Below are 19,521 nucleotides of genomic sequence, written 5' to 3'. Positions count from 1 at the left end.
CTCGACTCTGGAGTGTCCCGATGCTTGAGCACGCCCTAGACCACGTTCCCGACCTTGCCTCCCGCCATGCATTGCTCACCTATCTGGTGGTGGGTCTATCCGCATTGCTGGAAGCGATACCTGTCGTCGGGACAGTTTTTCCTGGGTCGATGCTGATTGTTGGTTTGAGCGCATTGGCCAGTTCCGGTACGTTAAACCCGCTTTCACTTGTCATCTCAGCTTTCGTAGGCGCAATAGCCGGCGACGGCCTCTCTTTCTGGATTGGCTGTCACTACCAGTCACGTATAGCGCGAATCTGGCCAATTAGCCGTTACCCAGACTGGTTGAATCGTGCCAAGTCGTTGTTTAGTCGTCATGGCGGAAAGAGCGTTTTCACGGCGAGATTTGTGCAGGGTCCTCGTGCTTTTGTACCGTTAGTCGCCGGCATGAGCCAGATGCCAGCGGGCCGTTTTTATTTAGCGAATATTGCATCTGCGTTGATCTGGGCCCCCAGTCACGTCCTTGTCGGTGTCATCGTCGGCACGTCACTACAGGTACTCGAACAGATCGGAGGACGCTTGGCCCTGCTGGCTGGGCTAGTCGCCGCCTTGGCATGGGCGATTCTGTGGATCAGCCGGAGAATTCTGCTGCCCTATGGAAAGTACGCCTTATCGAGCGCCCAGAAAGGCGTGATGCATCGCACAACAATGCCGACAACATGGGCAGGTCAATGCCTGGCTCGGGTAGTGCGGTCAATCAGCGGCATGCGAACGCTGACTATCGGGGCATTGATGGTAGTGCTTGAATGTCTCTGGCTATTTTCAGATTTGCTTGAAGATCTCGTGACGGACGATTCGCTGGTTCAAGCCAACCAAGCTGTTTTCCATGCGCTACAGACCTTACGTTCCCAGTGGGGCGATAGTGCAATGCTGGTTATCACGGAGATGGGTGATGGCTTCGTGACTACCTCACTAACACTGGCGATAACGGCCTGGTTCTTGATCAAGCGCTCATGGTACAGCGCCGCTTACTGGGTTATTGCTGTAGGAGGGGCTGCATTATTTACCCCCGGTATCAAGGCATGGGTGCAATGGCCACGTCCGACGGCGAACCTGTACAGTGGATGGGAGCTTTTTTCTTTCCCTAGTGGCCACGCCACGATCAATACGGTTCTTTACGGGTTTCTTGCCTATCTTATCGCTCGAAGCTCACCTGCTCGCTGGCATCGATGGATCATAGGAACCGCCTACCTGATCATCTTTATGATTGCCTTCTCAAGACTCTATTTAGGCGCCCACTGGTTTGCCGATGTTGTGGCTGGCATGTCTCTGGGCACTGCTTGGGTCATTTTATTGGCCTTGCTTCATCATCGAAGCGAGATCAAAAAGCCGGGGGTGAAGGGTTTGATTCTTGTATTTTTGATAACTCTGGCGATCACGTGGCCCTATCATGTTTCTCAACAACTGGACCATGATCGCAGTCGATACACGCCTGAGTTGTCGGTTCAAAAGTCTACCTGGTCCGATTGGCTGAATGGAAAAACACTCGATATTCCCGCCAAACGTATCGATCTGGCTGGAGAAACCGAGGAGCAGCTGGTGCTTCAATGGGCCGGGGATCTGTCGTTGCTCAGCAACGCGCTTGAGCGTGGTGGATGGCAGGTCGATACACCTTGGTCTCTTCACAACACGCTAGCATGGTTAGATCCCAACACAAGCGAAGCTCTATTCCCGATTTTGCCTCGTCTCAATGACGGGCGCCCCGCCGCGCTGAGCGCATCGGCCAACGTTGCCGGAGAGCCGACACGACGGGTTGTCCTACAAGTGTGGCCCACATTATTCAGGCTCGTGGGCGCGTGTGGACCCGCCAAAGTGCCGTTATGGACCGGATCACTACGGTTACAGGAGCACACATCAATTCTAGGGTTGATAGCTTTGGAGAAAGACCGGGAAGACGCCTCGTACTCACAGCCGGCACTATTCAAAGCCATTAAGGACGATCCAGACCTGGAGGTGCGCCAGCTGATTCGGAATAACAGTTTCGATATCCTGGCTGGCTACCCCCGTGGACTTCAGCCATGTGGGGACGCTTAACTGGGTCAGCGAAGCAGTCGAACCGGGGACTAGAGATCCCGGTTGACTACTCAACGATTTCTAGACAAACCTCTTATTAATTAAGCCCCAGCTTATACCCAACACCTCGGACCGTGAGAATGGCATTGGGACTCGTCCTTTTACGGAGAGTGTGAATAAAAACCTCAATCGTATTTGATTTAGCCACATAGCCATAACCATAGAGCAGTATTTCTAAATGTTGCTTAGTAAATATACGCTGGGGATTAGCTATCAACTCATTCAGAATCAGTAACTCTCGCGAAGAAGGGTATATTTTTCGCCCTTGCCATCGCACTTCATGAGCCTCCATATCAATACTGACCCCGCTTTTATAAATTATATCATGCCCCCTCGCGTTAGTAGCTCTACATTTGCATCGAACCCTGGCAAACAACTCACGAACGTCAACAGAAGATGGCAAAAAATCATCAGCGCCGGCGTCAAGCACCTCAAAGGTACTATGTTTTTGTTGTCCGTATGTCATTACCAAAATTGGTAAATTTAGCCCATCCCGAAGTCGGCCCAACACTTCGAGATTATGAGAGCAGTTCCCATCAAATATGTGAATAATTGCATCATGGGTGGCCATAGCGAGTATCTCTCTCGCCTCTTCCATACTGGCGCACAAATCTGCCTGAACTGATTGCTCTTCGAGCTTCTGTTGCCAAAACCTCCCACTCGCGACAATTTTTGAATAAATCAACACACGCATAAAATGAACCTGCTATTTTTCATCTAACCTTTTCAGAAAAGGCGTTGCAGCGTAAATACAGACCGTGGTCCTTACCCATTAGCCAAATCTTATTAAAGCTTAATATTATTGCAACCAAAAAATGGTGCTGGCATAAAATCAGCGTATTCGATAATAACACTTACCTCACCAAGGCCTCAATTTTCAGATGACCCCATCCATTTTTGTTTCAGTCTTGTAAGCCCAAGACTCTACGAAAGTCATATTGCGTTCCTCCTTAAGGGTCTTTTAAGACTAACTCGTGAAGATAGGTAACTGCTTTGCAGAGCGCTGGCTCCAGAATCATCGAAATCAGATAGCATTTATTGAACTTGCATTGTTCAGAACGGATGCCCACTGCGTCCTGTGCTGGGCAGTCTTATACTCCGAGCGAGAAAATTCGACGCGATGCACTCCCCTTTGCTTTCGATACTCATTCCCGCCAAGGATGAGGCCGGTAACCTCTCCACGTTATTGGATGAAATCGCTGCCGCCCTGGCATCCACCGACTACGAAGTCATCGTCGTTGACGACGCCTCCACCGACGATACCTGGTCGTTATTGGAACAAAGAGCTTCCGGAGATGACCGTGTGCGTCCTTTGCGCCACTCGAAAAGTGCTGGACAGAGTACCTCAGTTTGGCAAGCAGCCTGGGCGGCACGTGGCGTCTGGCTTGGCACGCTTGATGGTGATGGGCAGAACGACCCAACTGATCTGCCTAACTTGTTCGAGCGAGCGCAACTCGATGGCGTCACCTTAGTAGCTGGGCACAGAACCAATCGTCGCGATGACTGGATCAAGCGAATGTCTTCGAAGATTGCCAATAAAGTACGCTCGGCGATGCTCAATGACTCTACACCGGATACAGGCTGTGGCTTGAAGATCATTCGCCGTGATGCCTTTTTATCACTTCCCTATTTCGATCACATGCACCGATTCCTGCCTGCCTTGGTACAAGCCCAGGGAGGCAGTTGCGTTTCACTTCCCGTGAATCACCGTCAGCGGGGGACTGGCAAATCACACTACGGGCTCAATAACCGCCTCTGGGTAGGCCTAGTCGATATGGTTGGGGTGATGTGGTTACGACGAAGAAGCCGTCTGCCGATAGCGAACGCGGATGCCAGCGTCGTCACGAGTAGCGTCACACACAAGCCAGATAAAACAGAAGTCGAGTCGAAACGATGAATACCGAATGGATATGGGTCTGCGTTGGCTTTGCCGGCCAAACACTATTTTCAGCGAGATTCATTGTGCAATGGCTTACTAGCGAGCGGGCAAGACGTAGCGTCGTGCCGGTTGCATTCTGGTTCTTCAGCTTAGGTGGAGGGGCGACGCTTCTGGCATACGCCATTTATCGCCGTGACCCAGTGTTCATCGCCGGCCAAGGGGCCGGGTTGGTCATTTACGTACGCAATCTCATGTTGATCCGCGGTGAGCGACAGCAATTTATGCCACCTGGCAACAATCAGACCTCCTGAACGGAATGCCATCCCGATGAAAGACTTTTGGAATGCCCCATCACAGGCACACTATCGCCGTGCTTGGCTGCTTCTAATGCTGTTCGCTGTCATTCTTCTTGGGATCGGTATCGGCCTGCGCGATCCCTGGCCAGCCGATGAGCCTCGTTTTGCCCTTAATGCGCTGGAAATGCTGCGCACCGGTCAATTCTGGTTCCCGCATCGAGGAGGAGAACTCTACCCGGATAAGCCGCCAGTTTTCATGTGGGCATCGGCACTGTCCATCGCTCTCACCGGATCCGTTCGGCTTGGCTTTCTGATTCCCACCACCTTGGCCGCTCTGGGCTGTCTGGTGTTGGTCGTTGATCTCAGTCGGCGTCTTTACGGACGCCGCCTGGCCATCATGTCTGGGCTCACATTGCTGGCCGCACTACAGTTCGTGCTGCAAGCCAAGACTGCTCAAATCGACATGATGCTGACCTTCTTCACCACCTTGGGAACTTATGGGCTCCTTCGCCATGCTCTACTAGGCCCCTCCAAGCGCTGGTGGCTGATCGGTTGGGGTGCCATGGGCCTGGGAATCATCACCAAAGGTGTCGGCATTCTTCCCCTTGCCCTGTTGCCAGCATGGCTATGGCTAGCGCATCGCGGCAGCGTGACACGTATTGGTGTGAAGGATCTGCTTCAAGGCTTGACAGTATTAATGCTATGCATAGCCGCTTGGCGCGTACCCATGATTATCATGGCGACAATAAGTGGGGATCCCGCGCTCGCGGCCTATCGCGATAATATTCTGTTCAAGCAAACCGGACAGCGCTACGCGGAGTCTTGGGCCCATCTAGCCCCCTGGTACTACTATTTACTGGAAGTGTTGCCGTGGGCGTGGATGCCTCTCGTACTCGCATTCCCTTGGGCTATCCCGGCCTGGTGGAGGCGCCTGCGTCGTGGCGATGCAAAAATCATATTACCTCTGACCGCCGTCGTACTGATCGTGATTTTCTTTTCGCTGTCGCCGGGCAAGCGTGGTGTCTACATGTTGCCGACCTTGCCACTGTTGGTGATGGCGCTAGTCCCACTGGTGCCAGGGCTCTTTGGCAAACGCAAATTGCATTGGCTGGGCTTCACGCTGCTGGCAGCCTTAGGCGGCGTATTCCTTCTGACAGGTATTCTTGGAGCATCAGGCCTGACCGCGCTGCAACGCGTAGCCGAACGCCATGATGTGGTTCCCTGGGCGTGGTGGATCACCATCGGCGCGATCGCCATGGGCTTGCTGATTGGCTTCCGCCCACATCGTGGCCTTTGGGCGCTTAGTGCGTGGCTGATCGTTTTTTGGGTAAGTTGGTCAACGTGGGGGTATGCGCTACAAGATCCGGCTCGCTCTCCTCGCGACATGATGGGAAAGGTCGTTGAGATTACCGGCGACGGCGCGTGGCTTGCCATGCCCGACTTCGATGAAGAGTTTCTGCTGCAATCACGTCAACCCACCGTCCATTTTGGAGATGGAACAAGGAACCGTGATCAATTCAGCCGTGCCTTTGCCTGGCTTCAGGCAGATTCAAGTCGATGGATGCTGGCGATCCAGCGTGAGGCCGAGGATTATAGCTGTATCGACCGGTCACAAATGCATGACCTAGGTATGCAAAATGGCGACATATGGTGGTTAGTACCGGCAGGCGCCGTTGGCACCTGCCATAGTGATGCTGACGCCGCGCCGCTGTTCGTGGCGCCCACCACGCTGTCAAACAAACAAGATGGGCCTAGCGTCTAGTCGCCAAGGATTCAAGAATAGGGGTCATGCCAATCCAGCCTGGCGGAAAGCCCTCCTGAAGGACGATTCTCGAGCGTTAGCGTGATACGTTGACGCTCGGCTATCTCAACGACAATCGCGAGTCCCAAACCACTACCGCTGATACTCTGATTGGCGTTTCGCTGAAAACGCTGTTTCACCAAATCAATCATATCGTCAGGGATCCCCGGACCCGAATCTTCGATGGTCACCCAAGCACGAGCAGACTCGACACCCCAGTTCACAGCTACCTCGCCGCTTGCTGGGGTATAACGCAGTGCATTATCTAACAAGTTACGAATTAATATTCCCAACTCAGTCTTGTTGCTTAGCACCCATACAGAGGCGCAGTCTCCGACGCTCAACACTTGTTCACGGGCTTCCGCCTGGGGCCAGACGTCCGCAACCAATTCCAGGATCACCCCGGAGAGCTTTACCTTTTCGCCCGAAAGGCTCTCGTCGCTGATATCCAGACGAGCCAATAGAAGTAGCTGCTCTACCACTCGCTGTAACCGCTCCACCCCCTGATACGCCTTATCTAGGGAGCTCGTCTCACCATGCCGCGCATTATCTAGATGAATTTTCATGGCAGCCAACGGTGTGCGCATTTCATGAGCCGCATCTGCTGTAAAGCGTCGCTCACGTTCCAATGTGCTCGCCAATCGGGAGATAAAGTCGTTGAGCGCGCGATGCAGCGCTTCCAATTCTAGGGGTACCCACATGTGGATCGTACTGAGATCTTTCTCGTCGCGTGCCTCTACTTGACGAGAGAGCTGACCTATCGGCTTCAGCCCTCGACGAACAAAGTGAGCGATCAGTATAAACAGAATCGGCAAGGCAAAAAGAAGTGGGGCGAGATTTCCCATCGCAATCTTATTGGCTAGCTCACTTTGAAAGGTCTCCCTCAAACCAATACTAATCCAACGACCATCATCTAAATGCAGACTGAAAATGCGCCACCAATTGCCGTCGTAGTATTGCGAACGATGCCCTGTTTTGTCGGGAACGGGAAAAGCACGGTCCGGCTCATTCCAACGCGCCCCCATCAGAATAGGCCGTCCCTTGGGGTCCCAAAACCCCATCGATAGCATCCGTTCTTCATCATCGTAAAGGCTTAAGTCAATGGGCTTGCGCCTAAAGCGATTGGATGGGTCAAACCAGCGAGCGAAGTGTCCCGGCTGAGACAGTTGTCTGGCAATCATTGCATATTCATCGCTGGTCGTATGGACGCCCACCAGCGATGAAACGATGCGAGCTTGCACACTCAGTTGGGCATCGAAGATTTCCTCCATCTCATGGCGCGTCATATAATATGCAGCGGCACCTGCCAACCCCATAATAACGAAGAGGACACCTGCCAGTGTTATATTCAAATAACGCCGGATAGATTTCATGCCGCGCGGCTATCGAGACAATAACCAACCCCTCTAATAGTAACTATTAGCTGCTTATCAAGTTTGCGCCTCAAGTGGTGTATGTGAACTTCAAGAGCATTTGAACCGATTTCTTCGTCATTGGTATAAAGCAGCCTTTCGAGGTCAATGCGTGACATCACCACGTCCCGATGGCGAGCAAGTTCGAGTAGCAACGAAAATTCTCGCCGTCCGAGACTAATGGGAGCTCCGTTCCAAACGACCTGATGCCCTAGCTCACTAATTGATAGGCGACCCATGGACAATTGCTGGTTGGATTTTTCCCCAGCGCGCTGGGTTAACACACGAATTCGGTCGAGAAGCGGCTGAGAACTACAAGGTTCGACTATATAATCATCTGCTCCCGCATCCAGACCCAAAATGTGCGTTTCAACATCTCCCCCTAGTGTGAGGGTCATAATGGGCAGCAGGGAATGAGACCTAACTTCTCTCAGCACGCCCAACCCATCGACATCAGATAATTCCAGATCCAGAATGAGCAGCAAGAAAGATTCAGATAAAACCTGCTGCAAAACCTGCTTGCCTTCGGTCAACCAAGTGACACGATACCCTTCCCGATCATGTGTCGCTTTAATTCCCCTGCCAAGAACAAGATCGCTTTCAACCAACAAAACATTCATTTTATTCGTGCCCTCGCTAGCCATACTGACACTCTCCCGAAAGTCATAGCCTAGGATTGAGACACAGGTAGCTTAACGCTGACTTATCAGTTTCAACATCCGCTCATATCGAGTCTAAAGGCATTAAATACGCATCAACACCCGTCGATAATGTTTTGTTAAGATTCATCACTCAGGGTACGGCTGAGATATAGCTCAAAACTGATACCGGGGTACCAACTTGGCAAGTTCAAGACGCTTCTGGGCCCGGCTCTGGGAAGCCAAGCATCGCGATACGCTCATCATTGCTTTTCTGTGGTTGATAGCAGTCGCTGGGGCCCTGACACGCCCTTTCTTACCCATTGACGAGACACGGTACGTCTCTGTTGCGTGGGAGATGTGGTACTCGCATTCCTGGTGGGTGCCATTGATGAATGGCGAGGCCTATGCCGATAAGCCCCCTTTGCTGTTCTGGTTGATTCATATTGGCTGGGAGGCATTTGGCGTCAACGACTGGTGGCCTAAACTCATAGGTCCCCTTGCATCTCTAGTGGCGATGATCCACCTCTATCGAGTCGCCCGCCGCCTGGGTTACGCCGGCAGTCGAGCACGGCTTGCGCCTATGATGATGATGGCGATGCTGATGTGGAGCCTTTACAGCAGTGCCTTGATGTTCGACATCCTGTTGACCGCCTGTCTGCTGGGCGCTATTAGCCCCCTGATCCAAGGACAATTGACCACGCGAAAAAGCCTCGTCAGCGGAGTCTGGCTAGGGCTGGCACTGCTGGCCAAGGGACCTGCCGTTTTCGTTACTCTCGTGCCAATTCTTCTCGCCATGCGCTGGTGGCGCGAGAGGCAACTAGGACCCGAGGGACGTATGCGGCTAGGACTATCGCTCTTGATCGGCACGAGCATCCTGTTGTGCTGGGCCCTCTCTGCGTCCTGGCTGGGTGGCAGTAGCTATGCCCGGGAATTGCTTTGGGGCCAAAGTGTCGATCGGCTTCATGACGCGATAGCTCACGCACACCCATTGTGGTGGTATATCCCATGGTTGCCACTGATTACCTTTCCCTGGATGGTGTGGCCGGCTACATGGCCACGTTTGCCACGCTTTCGATATCAACGTCTTGCCTGGGTGTGGCTTGTCATTCCGTTGATAGTGTTCTCGCTGATCAGTGGTAAACAAATCCACTATCTGATGCCATTAATACCCGCGCTAGCGCTGGTGATAATGGACCGTATCGGTCAAAGCCAATTGGACTCCGATGTTCCCCACAGAACCCGAGCGCCGGCACTCGCTATCGGTCTACTTGGGGTGGTCGGGCTTTCGCTGATGATATGGGGCAAAGGAGCCGTGGGGCCCTCCACCATCTCTCCGCTCGGTGCGTTCGCTCTGATCGCTTGGGCCGGCTTACTCTGGCGCTGGCACTGGGCTTCCGCCGGAGCGGCTGTGCGAGGAATCGCGTTAGGCACAGGTCTCGCCGTGTTGATCGCCACGCAATTCATGCTGGGACCTTTTTGGAATCGCTTCGATGTCAGACCACCGAGTGCGCTGCTGGCGCAACTGGAATCACAAGACATACCGGTGGCATTCAATGGCGATGGATATCAAGCGACATTCCAGTTTGCGGGGCGGCTAAAGCGCCCTCTTATGACCCTGGACGGCTCAACCGCAAGAATGTGCAAATTTAATAAACAGTTCCCGACAGGCTGGGTCGTCGCCCGGGATCGAGATGTCAATCATCTCATTGTCGATGACAATGCCGCCCACACTTTCAAGTACCGTGGGGGGCAACTGGTCATCGTTCCCGTTCATGCCCTTTTTCCAAGCGGATACGAAGCCAACTGTTCCGGACACAGCTAATCGGACAGCGAAGTACATCCGTGTGATTTAACGTTAGGACCCATAATGAAAATTCTCGTCACCGGCGCGGCTGGTTTCATCGGCTTTCACCTTACTCTTCGGCTCGCCAACGATGGCCACGACGTCGTCGCGCTTGATAACCTGAACGACTACTATGCGGTGTCGCTTAAGGGGGCTCGCCTTGAAAGGCTTGGAGACGTGCCTTTCCACACCATCGACATCGCCGATCTGAAAGCGCTGGATGCGCTATTCGCCCAGGAAAGATTTACCCATGTCGTGCACCTGGCTGCTCAGGCCGGCGTGCGTTACTCCGTCGACCATCCTCATGAATACGGCCTTAGCAATCTGACCGGCTTCCTCAACATCCTCGATGTCTGCAACCGCTACCAGGTTGAGCATTTACTCTACGCGTCGTCCAGCTCGGTATACGGTCGACAAGAAACATTGCCCTTTCGGGAGACCGACGCAGCCAACCAACCGGCTTCGATCTACGCTGCGAGCAAACGTGCCAATGAAATGATGGCATACAGCTATGCAGATCTGCATCGCCTACCGGCCACAGGTATGCGTTTCTTCACGGTTTACGGTCCTTGGGGCCGGCCGGACATGGCACCCTGCATGTTCGCTGCGAGTCTGCTTCGAGACGAGCCCATCGACGTATTCAATCATGGCCGGATGGCGCGAGATTTCACCTACATCGACGACGTCGTGGAATGCATTGTGCGACTTCTGCCTCTTCCTCCCAAGGGTCAGGATTCCGCGCCACATGAGATCTACAACCTGGGTCGCGGTAAACCTGTCGCGCTGCTCGACTTCGTTGAAACGCTGGAAAGCGCGATGGGTACCACGGCAACCAAGCATTTTAAACAAATGCAGCTCGGCGATATCGAGAAGACCTGGGCAGATACAGAGAAGCTTAGATCCGTCATTGATTACACCCCGCAGATATCGCTGGAGGTAGGTATTGGGCGTTTCGTGCGATGGCTAGAGAGCCATCACGAACTGGTATTGGAATCGGTCGACGCTTGAGTCGAGAATAGCGAGCCATATCTATACGCGGGTCGTAGATATGGCCTTTCCTTCCATTACCTTCTCTCAAATGACACTGAAAGACCCCCTCCTCGACTGCTCTCAATAGCCGCTTATAATTAGAACCAGTTTTGGCTTGTAGGGGATCATTTCCATCGTGGCTCTCTGTTAATACTCAAAAACACGAATAAAAAGTTATTCCATTTCATCGCCATCAGGTTCAGGTAAGCATGGCACTCCTTGCTGTGATCAGTACCACTAATGGTATCGAAAAAGAGTGAGGAATTGGCGATGGCTAAATTGCCCGGTTTATTCCGATTGTAGGGACGATCGCACCTTTCCTTGCAGGGATATCGAGAATGGAAATGATGCGATTTTCTATGTACAACATAATATAAGCCTCCTGCTGGTATACATTTTTAATATCAGCAGATTAACGGTTAGAAAAGATAGAATGAGTGCAACAGCATTTTCAGTGGATGACCTTAGGGATCATTTTCCTCTCATTAGTGCCGGTGATCATACACTTCTACTCAAACAAGAAAGCTGCCTCTTGAAATAATCCGGCGCTTACTGAGAGCGGGGAAAATGATACGAGCCCCTAGCGGGGCTCGTGTAGCACTTCAAGATGCTTGGCAGGAAGCCGCCATGTCGAGTTTGACGTCGTAAACATCAGTTTTGACTTGGGCCAAACCCAAGATCGTGTGGAACAGATTGGCGTGACTGTGATGAGATCCAGCCGCTTGCTGAATGCACCTGTAATCAATGCCTTCATCGTGCCGGATATTCTTGGAAAGCCACCAAATCATGGGAACATGCGTCTGCTCGTCAGGCGCGATCAGATAGGGCAACCCGTGGAGGTAAACACCATTTTCACCTAAGGATTCTCCGTGATCAGAAGCATACAACATCGTTGAATCATAGTTATCCTGCGTTTCCAGATAGTCAATGATTCCGGATAATACATGATCATTGTAAAAGATCGCATTATCGTAAGCATTCTTGATGCTTTGAACGTCACACTTACTTAAGTCATCCTGCTGACACACAGGAGTAAATTTTTCATAGACTTTAGGATAACGCTTATAATAGCTAGGCCCGTGATTGCCCATTTCGTGCAGAACGATGACGGTATTTTTCTTAAGCTCCTTGGTTCTCACCTGTAATTGTTCTCGGAGCGCATCGTCAAAGCATTCATCCTGGCCACACCCTGGTGTTTGGGTCGATGAATCTAGCTTGATACTGGGAATTCGATCACAAACACCCTTGCAGCCGGATTGATTATCGATCCACAGCACGTCGTAGCCGGCCATCTTCAGCACATCCAGTAGCGCCTCATGCTGGTCTATCGCACTTTCGTCGTAATTGTCTCTGCCCCAAGGTGAGAACATACACGGAACTGAAACGGCTGTACTCGTGCCACATGAGGTTACGTTGGAGTAGTTAACCAGATCCCGATTGGCAAGCTCAGGCGTCGTCTGTCGATCATAGCCGTTAAGCCCCCAGTTAGCGGCACGAGTAGTTTCTCCGACAACCATAACAATCAACTTTGGTCTATCACTGCCCTCGTAGGTCGCTTGGGCGGTCAAAGGGATCTTCGTCTCAACTTTATTTTTCTCGCTTGCTGTTAACACCCTAGCCAATGATACAACATAGTTCCCAGGAGTTAAAAGATATCTCATCTCCGGATTATTACGCATCTCCGAAGCAAAACTCTGATAAATGAGAAGCGCGCTGCCGATTAGCAGAACGACGCCCGACAAAAAATAACCGACCTTTCTGAAAACTGTGACTTTCCAACCACTCCTTACGACCTTGAATCTCAGCAAAATTAGAATAGGCAATCCCGCAAATATCAGCAGATGCTTAAAAAAGCCAGCCGTAATTAGCTCGCTTGCCTCATGAGAGTCAGTCTGAAGCGTATTCACCACCATAGTTGTATCGAAATACGTGTGATATGCGGAGGTAAAATAGCTGATGCTAGCGGCAACCAGTATTAATACTATCAACACTGGTTTTGCCGTGTATCGAGTCGCAAATAGCATATAAACGATGTACTGAACAAGAGTCATCAGTACACCGTATCCTATCAAGGTCAGCCACGACCCGGCTAAGGCCGGAGAATGCAAATCCAGCACCTTCTGCCAGAAGGCATTATTATAAAATAATGTGAATGCTACCGAGACAATTAGCGTCAACAGTTCTGGGCTTGCCGTGGGGCGACGGCTCAGTAAATTTATGAACTTGTTCATGCCCCCTCCTTTTTGACGTGATGAGTGGGGGCAATGACTGGTCGAGCGGCGTGGGACATCCACGCATTCACGAATTCGGACTGGGCGCTGAACTTCCTTAGCATCAGCCACCCCAAAATGGCGCTGCACGACCAGCAGATCATGAGCGTCGACAGATCGTGCGATAAGAAATGAGCGCCCCTGAGCTGTTGATCGATACCGAAAACCAAACCCATGCTCAGGCCTATCGCCAAGCCAACATACCTCCAACTCGGCGCCATTACGGCAAGAAGAAAATACAACGCAACCCAGCCATAGCCCGCACTAGCATGGCCCGCAGGAAAGCATGCCGTATCAGGCATGCCTGCTGGACGGCTTTCAAACAGACCGATAAAAGGAAGATCACCACCGTAGCGTGCAAGATCCCAAGGGCAATCCATGCTGATGGAGTTTTTGATGAGGCTTACAAGCACCGTGGATGAAGCCACGGAGGTGATGAGGTACAGCAAAGGTCGACGCCAATGGCCGAGGCTCTTTTTCATAAATGCCGTCACCGCAAATCCAATCAGCCCGGCTCCCATCAACTCGCTTAAAATTCGTCCATCGTCATGAAGAATGGATTTAGCGATAGCATTATCTTTCAGTAACCACTGACCGCCCTCCCAGTGGTAGAGATAATCAGCAATATAAAAATCTATGTCATAGAGCTGAAACAGCAGCATTAGCGCAATAAAAAAAAGCCATCCGTAAAACAATCGCAACAGATGGCTTTCGAATCCTACAGAAGTATGCATAGCCATACTCCTGCCATTAGGACCAGACTGACCAAGACCGCTGCCGATCCCATATCTTTTGCGCTACCGCTCAGCGGATGAAACTCTAGGCCGATTCGGTCCACGACTGCTTCTAACGCGGAATTTAGCAATTCAACAATGATGACCAGTATTGCGGTCCCAAAAAGCATAGCCCGCTCTAAACCGGAAACGTTAGCCATCAAAACCACAGGCAACAGCACCGCACACAATATGATTTCTTGCCGAAATGCCGCCTCCTGCTTCCATGCATGCCTGAGGCCGAATACGGAATATCTAGCTGCGTATAGGATCCTCGCAAGGCCTTTGCGAGAAGGAACCACAGAATGCTCTATCGTTGTCTTCACTTAAGACAGTCCCTCTGACGTCATATCGCCGGCGCACCAGAACTCGGGCCGACTTCAGATGGGCATATTGGGAGAGGTGCCTTAAGAAAAGATTATAATCACTGCACTATTTTTTTTCTTCACATAAGTGTTTTTTAAGCAATTTGGTATCTATCACAACAACCGTATAAAAACTTTGTCACCTTACCGAGGTTCGCAGTCATATAAACGGCATCTAGTGCTAGAAACACAACCCAAATTCACCTCTGACAAGTCACACCGCTTCATTAACTACCGATAAATCGGCGAAAAAACCTAAAGTGCAATGCTGACTATAGGGTGATTAGCACGCCTCCGCTTGAAAGGACCAAGACCACTATCCACGCTGGCAGTTTCCAGACGCTCAGCAGGAGGAAGCCGGTCAGCGCCAGAGCGAACTCACGGGGGCCGTGAATCGCACTGGTCCAGACTGGCTGGTAGAGGGCGGCGCCCAGAATGCCCACGACCGCCGCATTGGCCCCACGCATCATCGCTTGCGCGCTGTCCCAGCGCCGGAATCGGTTCCAATGGGGCAGTACCGCCACCAGCAGCAGCAATCCGGGCAGGAAAATCATCACCAGCGCCACGGCGGCGCCCGCCAAGCCGCCGGCGAGCGGCGTCATCAACGCGCCCAAATAGGAAGCAAAGGTGAATAGTGGCCCAGGTACGGCTTGGGCGGCTCCGTAGCCGGTCAGAAACTCGTCCGCGGCGACCCAGCCGGACTGCACCACCTCAGTCTCGAGAAGCGGCAACACAACGTGACCCCCCCCGAACACGAGAGCACCAGCGCGATAGAAAGCATCCATGACCGACAGTAAGGCGGTGGGAAAAGCCCAAGCCAGTAACGGCAAGCCGAGCAGAAGTGTGATGAAAGCGAACCCCGACAGATAACCGGCACGAGTAGACACCGGGAAAGTCAGATTTTGGACATCGGTTACGGCGTGAGTCCGACAAAGGATAATGCCTGCCGCCACCCCAATCATGATGGCGGCCACTTGTCCCGCTGGACCGCTCACCAACGCCACGGTGAACACGGCGGACAAGGCAATGCCGGCGCGCCGAGAATCGGGACAGAGACTGCGCGCCATTCCCCACACGGCGTTGGCGACCACGGCCACGGCCGTTATCTTTAGGCCGTGGATGATGCCTTGGCTGATGGGGCCATCAAGCACTTCAGCGCCCAGGGCGAACAACGCCAGCAAAATGGCCGAGGGCAGCGTGAAGGCCGTCCAAGCCGCCGCCGCGCCCCAGGGGCCGGCGCGCATCAGCCCTAAAGCGAATCCCACCTGACTACTGGCGGGCCCAGGTAGAAACTGGCAGAGCGTCACCAGGTCTGCGTACGCTTGTTCAGAAAGCCAGCGGCGTCGCTCTACGAACTCGCTGCGAAAGTAACCCAGGTGAGCGATGGGACCACCAAAGGAAGTCAAGCCCAGCAACAGAAAGGCCGCGAAGACCTCTCTAATAAGTCCGGCAGGGCGTGGTGTCTGATTCTCCATCCGGGCTCCTTGCCATGGCTCTCTTACAATGGACTGTCGTCTTTTAAGGCCTCGCCGGTCAGCTCTCTCAGCTGGCGTTTGGCCGTTTCAAGCCCTTCTCGACCTAGATCGGTCGCGCGATAGAACTTACGGCGAACGCTACCCTGATGCGCTTCGCGGGAGATCAGGTATCCCCTGTTCTCCATCGAGTGCAGCATGGGATAAAGAGTGCCGGGGCTCAGTCGATAGCCGTGACGCGCCAGCTCATCGATCATCCATTGTCCGTTGATTTCATGCTCGGCGGCATGGTGAAGGACGTGTAGTCTGACCAGGCCCACGAGCAAGTGATGATGCTTCATTGTATTGACTTCCGGTCTACCGAAAACGAAGATCGATATCGACTTTCGTTTTAGCAAGTCTTGCTCCTGATCGCAAGCCAACCCCCTCCTCTCATGGATTAGACAGATGTTGATAGAGAATGCGGTCTTGCTGGTAGCGACCGGCTTTGGCCTGGGATGGATATCCTGGGCACCGGGGACAATCGGGTCGCTGATCGGTGTGCCGTTGGCCTGGTGGCTGACACATCACTCGCCGCAACGCCGGGTTGTCATTCTGTCGGTACTGCTGGTCACGGCAGTGCCAATTTGTCATTGGGCTTCAATCTGGCTCGGCGGCGGAGATCTCTCCCAGATCGTCGCCGATGAGTACCTGGCGTTTCCGATCGCCATGCTCGGAATCACGGTGGCGCGCCGTGCCTGGACGATGGGAGTGGCGTTCGTGTTATATCGGCTGTTCGATGTCACCAAGCCATTGCCCATTGGCTATAGCGAAGCCATCGGTGGCGGCTTGGGTATCGTGCTGGATGACGTTATGGCGGCATTCTTTGCATGTATTGTGCTCTTTGTGGGGCTTACCCTGTGGCACCGATGGCATTCCAGGTGAAGCGATGATCCTGCCACCGTCACGCAAAAACCCGGTCGATCGAAATGCCTGAGATGTGGCTTCGGGGAGGCCTCAGTTGAATGAACACCGAATTGGGATAAATCACGATATCCGGCGCCTTCCGGATTTTCAGGAACCATTCAGGAACCGGCTGTATCTTCGGCAAACAGATTCAGTCTCTCGATGAGCCATGAGAATATTACTGGTAGAAGATGATGAGCTGTTGGCGGAAAGTTTGGCAGAGCTTCTAGATGATGCTGGCTACCGCACCGACATTTCACCTAGTAGCCGATCGGCGTCTGCGCTCTCGGCTAGCGAGGAGTACACGCTGGTCATTCTGGACCTTGGTTTGCCGGACGGCTCCGGGCTGAGTCTCCTCTCCGACTGGCGGGACGCTAAGTGGTCTGTGCCGATACTGATTCTGACCGCAAGAGATAGCTGGATGGATAAGGTCGAAGGGCTTCGCGCCGGCGCCGACGACTACCTCACCAAGCCTTATCATGAGGAAGAGTTGCTGGCGCGCCTGGAGGCCTTGTTGCGTCGTCAAGGTAGTCATTTTTCCTCCCTTCTGGAGATCAACAATCTTCGGCTCGATGAGGCACGCCAGCAGTTCAGTCTGGATCACCAGGAGTGGCAAACACTCACCTCCACCGAATTTCGGCTTCTGCGCTACCTGATGCGCCACCCTGATCGCGTTCACTCCAAGCGACACTTGCTCGAACAACTCTACGCGCTCGAGCAGGATGCTGCGGCTCCCAATCTCGTCGAGGTCTATATCGGCAGACTACGTCATCGGCTCGGACGTGAGCGCATCGTGACGCGCCGTGGTGAGGGGTACATGCTTGTCTCGGTTTAGCCGGCGAAGCCTACGCCTCCGGTTGCTGGGTAGCCTGGGCATTGCGGCGCTGATCGTCGTCGGGAGTACCTGGGTACTGCACGGACTGCTGCTGGACCAGTTGGCACGGAATTTTCTCGCCGATCGCTTACAGCAGGAATCCGAACTGGTCGTGCGCCGATTGCGCCTCGAGGGCCCGAGTGCCCTGTCGCTGCCACCTGATTCCAGCCCCGCCGAAACCTTTCACCACTTCTATCAGTTGCGGACCAACGGCCGTGTCTACGCGACTCACGATGCGCTCGAGACATTGCCGACCGGGGACACAGAAGGCGCGCAACTCTTGCAGTGGCGCGATCATCGACTGCTGCTGTGGCGAACCGGATTGATGCTTGCCGGCGAACCCGCCACATTGACGGTCGGCGAAGACTTCGCCGGCATCGAGCGAGGACTGACACGCCTTCACTGGTGGATCGGTGCAGCGGCCATGGTGCTGCTGTTGCTGTTGATACTGCTCAACCTGTTCGCGGTCAATCATGCTTTACGCCCGTTCGGTCGGCTATCGCGCCAGCTCATCGAGCTGCAACGCGGCGAGCGCCGCCGCCTGGACATCAAAACCGTCTCCGAGCTGAAAGCCCCCATCGCTCAACTCAATACCCTTCTCGACGAACATGAACGTCGTCAGCAGCGCTCGCGGGAGTCACTGGCCAACCTTTCTCACGCGATCAGGACGCCACTAACGGCGGTCATGCAAGCCCTTCGCTCAAAACGAGCCCTGGATGATCAACGTCGTAAGCAGATTCTGGCTCGTCTCGACGACATCGATGAAAAACTGGAGAGCGAACTACGCCATTCGCGTATCGCCGGCCAGTCTACAGGACAGCAACATACCGGCATGGCAGAAGTCATTTCCATGCTGGAAATGTTTCGTACCCTCTACCCCGATCGCATCTTCGTTCTCGATGACACCGCCGTCGTCGATTTCCGGATACCGCTGGAGCGTCAGGACGGCATGGAGATGCTCGGTATCGTGCTCGACAATGCCGGTAAATGGGCGCGCCAACGCGTCGAGCTTACGCTACTTCCCAAGCCCTGTTGCCTAAGGCTCGAGGATGATGGCCCGGGGGTTCCGGATATCATGCTCGAGCGCCTTGGCCAGCGAGGCGTCAGGCTTGATGAACAACATCGTGGCCACGGCCTGGGGCTCTCCATTCTGTCACAGCTCACCGAACGCTACGGCGGTCGTGTGACCTATGGCCGTTCACGACTGGGCGGGCTGCGGGTCGAAATCACGTTACACCCTGGCTCGGCACCGTGAAGATACTTTTCTCGTTTTGGCGGATCCATTCAGCCTCTTTTCAGCTTACCCACGTTTACTGTTGGCGAAGGCTCATGAACGCTCCGGAGATTCGTCATGCCAAGCAGAAACATCGCATTGTTGTTATCCGCAACATTCATGCTGGGTGCCCAAGTGGCCCACGCTTCACTGCCCGACCAGGCGACACTCTATAAAAGCCCTTCCTGCGGTTGCTGTGCCGCTTACGGCGATTATCTGAAGGAACGTGGTGTCGATGTCAAAGTCGTGGAAACCACCAACCTCGGCGAAATCAAAGAACGCCTTGACCTTCCTCATGGACTCGGGAGCTGCCACACCCTCGAGATGGGGGGCTACGTTGTCGAGGGCCATGTCCCCGGCGCAGCGCTCGATCGGCTTTTTGCCGAACGTCCAAGCGTTCGCGGTATAGCCCTGCCCGGCATGCCGGCTGGCACACCGGGGATGCCCGGCGATCAGGCTCGGGCCTTGAACGTGCATCAGTTCGACGATAACGAAACTCAAGTGTTCATGACCCTGCCGATATCGGCAGGTTGATTC

Annotated in this window: 18 protein-coding genes; 10 read left to right on the top strand and 8 right to left on the bottom strand. The window is 53.4% G+C overall.

Going from position 1 to position 19,521, the window contains the following annotated elements; translation table 11 throughout:
• Positions 1-20 precede the first annotated feature (20 nt).
• Positions 21-2,072 carry a bifunctional DedA family/phosphatase PAP2 family protein gene (locus F0A16_RS19575; protein ID WP_149437400.1) on the top strand — a complete coding sequence of 684 codons (2,052 nt, stop codon included), beginning with the start codon at positions 21-23 and terminating at the stop codon, positions 2,070-2,072.
• A gap of 76 nt (positions 2,073-2,148) precedes the next feature.
• Here F0A16_RS19575 and F0A16_RS19570 read toward each other — a convergent pair whose 3' ends face one another.
• Positions 2,149-2,805, bottom strand: coding sequence for a response regulator transcription factor (locus F0A16_RS19570; RefSeq protein WP_149437398.1), 657 nt, complete (start codon positions 2,803-2,805; stop codon positions 2,149-2,151).
• Positions 2,806-3,231: 426 nt separating this feature from the next.
• On the opposite strand from F0A16_RS19570, the gene F0A16_RS19565 reads away from it, so the two are divergent.
• The 3 genes from F0A16_RS19565 to F0A16_RS19555 are packed head-to-tail and all read left to right on the top strand — an operon-like array spanning position 3,232 to position 6,048.
• Positions 3,232-4,008 carry a glycosyltransferase family 2 protein gene (locus F0A16_RS19565; protein WP_149437396.1) on the top strand — a complete coding sequence of 259 codons (777 nt, stop codon included), beginning with the start codon at positions 3,232-3,234 and terminating at the stop codon, positions 4,006-4,008.
• Entirely contained in the window at positions 4,005-4,301 is a 297-nt protein-coding gene (locus F0A16_RS19560; protein ID WP_149437395.1) for a lipid-A-disaccharide synthase N-terminal domain-containing protein, read from the top strand. The genes F0A16_RS19565 and F0A16_RS19560 overlap by 4 nt, the downstream gene beginning before the upstream one ends.
• 16 nt (positions 4,302-4,317) lie before the next feature.
• Positions 4,318-6,048, top strand: a complete 1,731-nt coding sequence (locus F0A16_RS19555) for an ArnT family glycosyltransferase (RefSeq protein WP_149437393.1) — start codon at positions 4,318-4,320, stop codon at positions 6,046-6,048.
• Between the two features lie 11 nt (positions 6,049-6,059).
• Here F0A16_RS19555 and F0A16_RS19550 read toward each other — a convergent pair whose 3' ends face one another.
• Complete coding sequence (locus F0A16_RS19550; protein ID WP_149437390.1) at positions 6,060-7,460, bottom strand: ATP-binding protein; 1,401 nt, start codon at positions 7,458-7,460, stop codon at positions 6,060-6,062.
• Positions 7,457-8,143: a response regulator transcription factor gene (locus F0A16_RS19545; RefSeq protein WP_239023903.1), complete on the bottom strand. Its 687-nt coding sequence runs from the start codon at positions 8,141-8,143 to the stop codon at positions 7,457-7,459. The genes F0A16_RS19550 and F0A16_RS19545 overlap by 4 nt, the downstream gene beginning before the upstream one ends.
• A 385-nt stretch (positions 8,144-8,528) precedes the next feature.
• On the opposite strand from F0A16_RS19545, the gene F0A16_RS19540 reads away from it, so the two are divergent.
• Both F0A16_RS19540 and F0A16_RS19535 read left to right on the top strand, forming a co-directional pair.
• A complete protein-coding gene (locus F0A16_RS19540) occupies positions 8,529-9,962 on the top strand; it encodes an ArnT family glycosyltransferase (RefSeq protein WP_187776084.1) in 1,434 nt (477 codons plus the stop codon).
• 45 nt (positions 9,963-10,007) lie between these two features.
• Complete coding sequence (locus tag F0A16_RS19535; RefSeq protein ID WP_149437385.1) at positions 10,008-10,991, top strand: NAD-dependent epimerase/dehydratase family protein; 984 nt, start codon at positions 10,008-10,010, stop codon at positions 10,989-10,991.
• A gap of 623 nt (positions 10,992-11,614) precedes the next feature.
• Here the strand turns inward: F0A16_RS19535 and F0A16_RS19530 are convergent.
• From F0A16_RS19530 to F0A16_RS19510, 5 genes are all read right to left on the bottom strand, one after another.
• On the bottom strand, positions 11,615-13,243 hold the full coding sequence (locus F0A16_RS19530; protein ID WP_149437383.1) for a phosphoethanolamine transferase: 1,629 nt from the start codon (positions 13,241-13,243) through the stop codon (positions 11,615-11,617).
• The gene (locus tag F0A16_RS19525; protein WP_239023902.1) at positions 13,240-14,016 is read right to left on the bottom strand and encodes a phosphatase PAP2 family protein; all 777 of its coding nucleotides are present in this window, start codon (positions 14,014-14,016) and stop codon (positions 13,240-13,242) included. The genes F0A16_RS19530 and F0A16_RS19525 overlap by 4 nt, the downstream gene beginning before the upstream one ends.
• Entirely contained in the window at positions 14,001-14,357 is a 357-nt protein-coding gene (locus F0A16_RS19520; RefSeq protein ID WP_149437444.1) for a diacylglycerol kinase, read from the bottom strand. The genes F0A16_RS19525 and F0A16_RS19520 overlap by 16 nt, the downstream gene beginning before the upstream one ends.
• Before the next feature lie 335 nt (positions 14,358-14,692).
• Entirely contained in the window at positions 14,693-15,895 is a 1,203-nt protein-coding gene (gene chrA, locus F0A16_RS19515) for a chromate efflux transporter (RefSeq protein WP_149437380.1), read from the bottom strand.
• A gap of 23 nt (positions 15,896-15,918) precedes the next feature.
• Positions 15,919-16,233, bottom strand: a complete 315-nt coding sequence (locus F0A16_RS19510) for a PadR family transcriptional regulator (protein ID WP_087719879.1) — start codon at positions 16,231-16,233, stop codon at positions 15,919-15,921.
• A gap of 127 nt (positions 16,234-16,360) precedes the next feature.
• On the opposite strand from F0A16_RS19510, the gene F0A16_RS19505 reads away from it, so the two are divergent.
• From F0A16_RS19505 to F0A16_RS19490, 4 genes are all read left to right on the top strand, one after another.
• The gene (locus F0A16_RS19505) at positions 16,361-16,816 is read left to right on the top strand and encodes a phosphatidylglycerophosphatase A family protein (RefSeq protein WP_239023901.1); all 456 of its coding nucleotides are present in this window, start codon (positions 16,361-16,363) and stop codon (positions 16,814-16,816) included.
• A gap of 190 nt (positions 16,817-17,006) precedes the next feature.
• The gene (locus tag F0A16_RS19500) at positions 17,007-17,672 is read left to right on the top strand and encodes a response regulator (RefSeq protein WP_149437376.1); all 666 of its coding nucleotides are present in this window, start codon (positions 17,007-17,009) and stop codon (positions 17,670-17,672) included.
• Positions 17,659-18,966, top strand: coding sequence for a sensor histidine kinase (locus F0A16_RS19495; protein WP_143543288.1), 1,308 nt, complete (start codon positions 17,659-17,661; stop codon positions 18,964-18,966). Before F0A16_RS19500 ends, F0A16_RS19495 begins: the two co-directional genes overlap by 14 nt.
• Positions 18,967-19,062: 96 nt before the next feature.
• Complete coding sequence (locus F0A16_RS19490; protein ID WP_081919659.1) at positions 19,063-19,518, top strand: DUF411 domain-containing protein; 456 nt, start codon at positions 19,063-19,065, stop codon at positions 19,516-19,518.
• Positions 19,519-19,521: the final 3 nt, after the last annotated feature.

The organism is Salinicola corii (assembly GCF_008298015.1).
Taxonomy (GTDB): domain Bacteria; phylum Pseudomonadota; class Gammaproteobacteria; order Pseudomonadales; family Halomonadaceae; genus Salinicola; species Salinicola corii.
The sequence above is the reverse complement of the archived record's forward strand: the minus strand, read 5'-3'. Positions and strand labels throughout refer to the sequence as shown.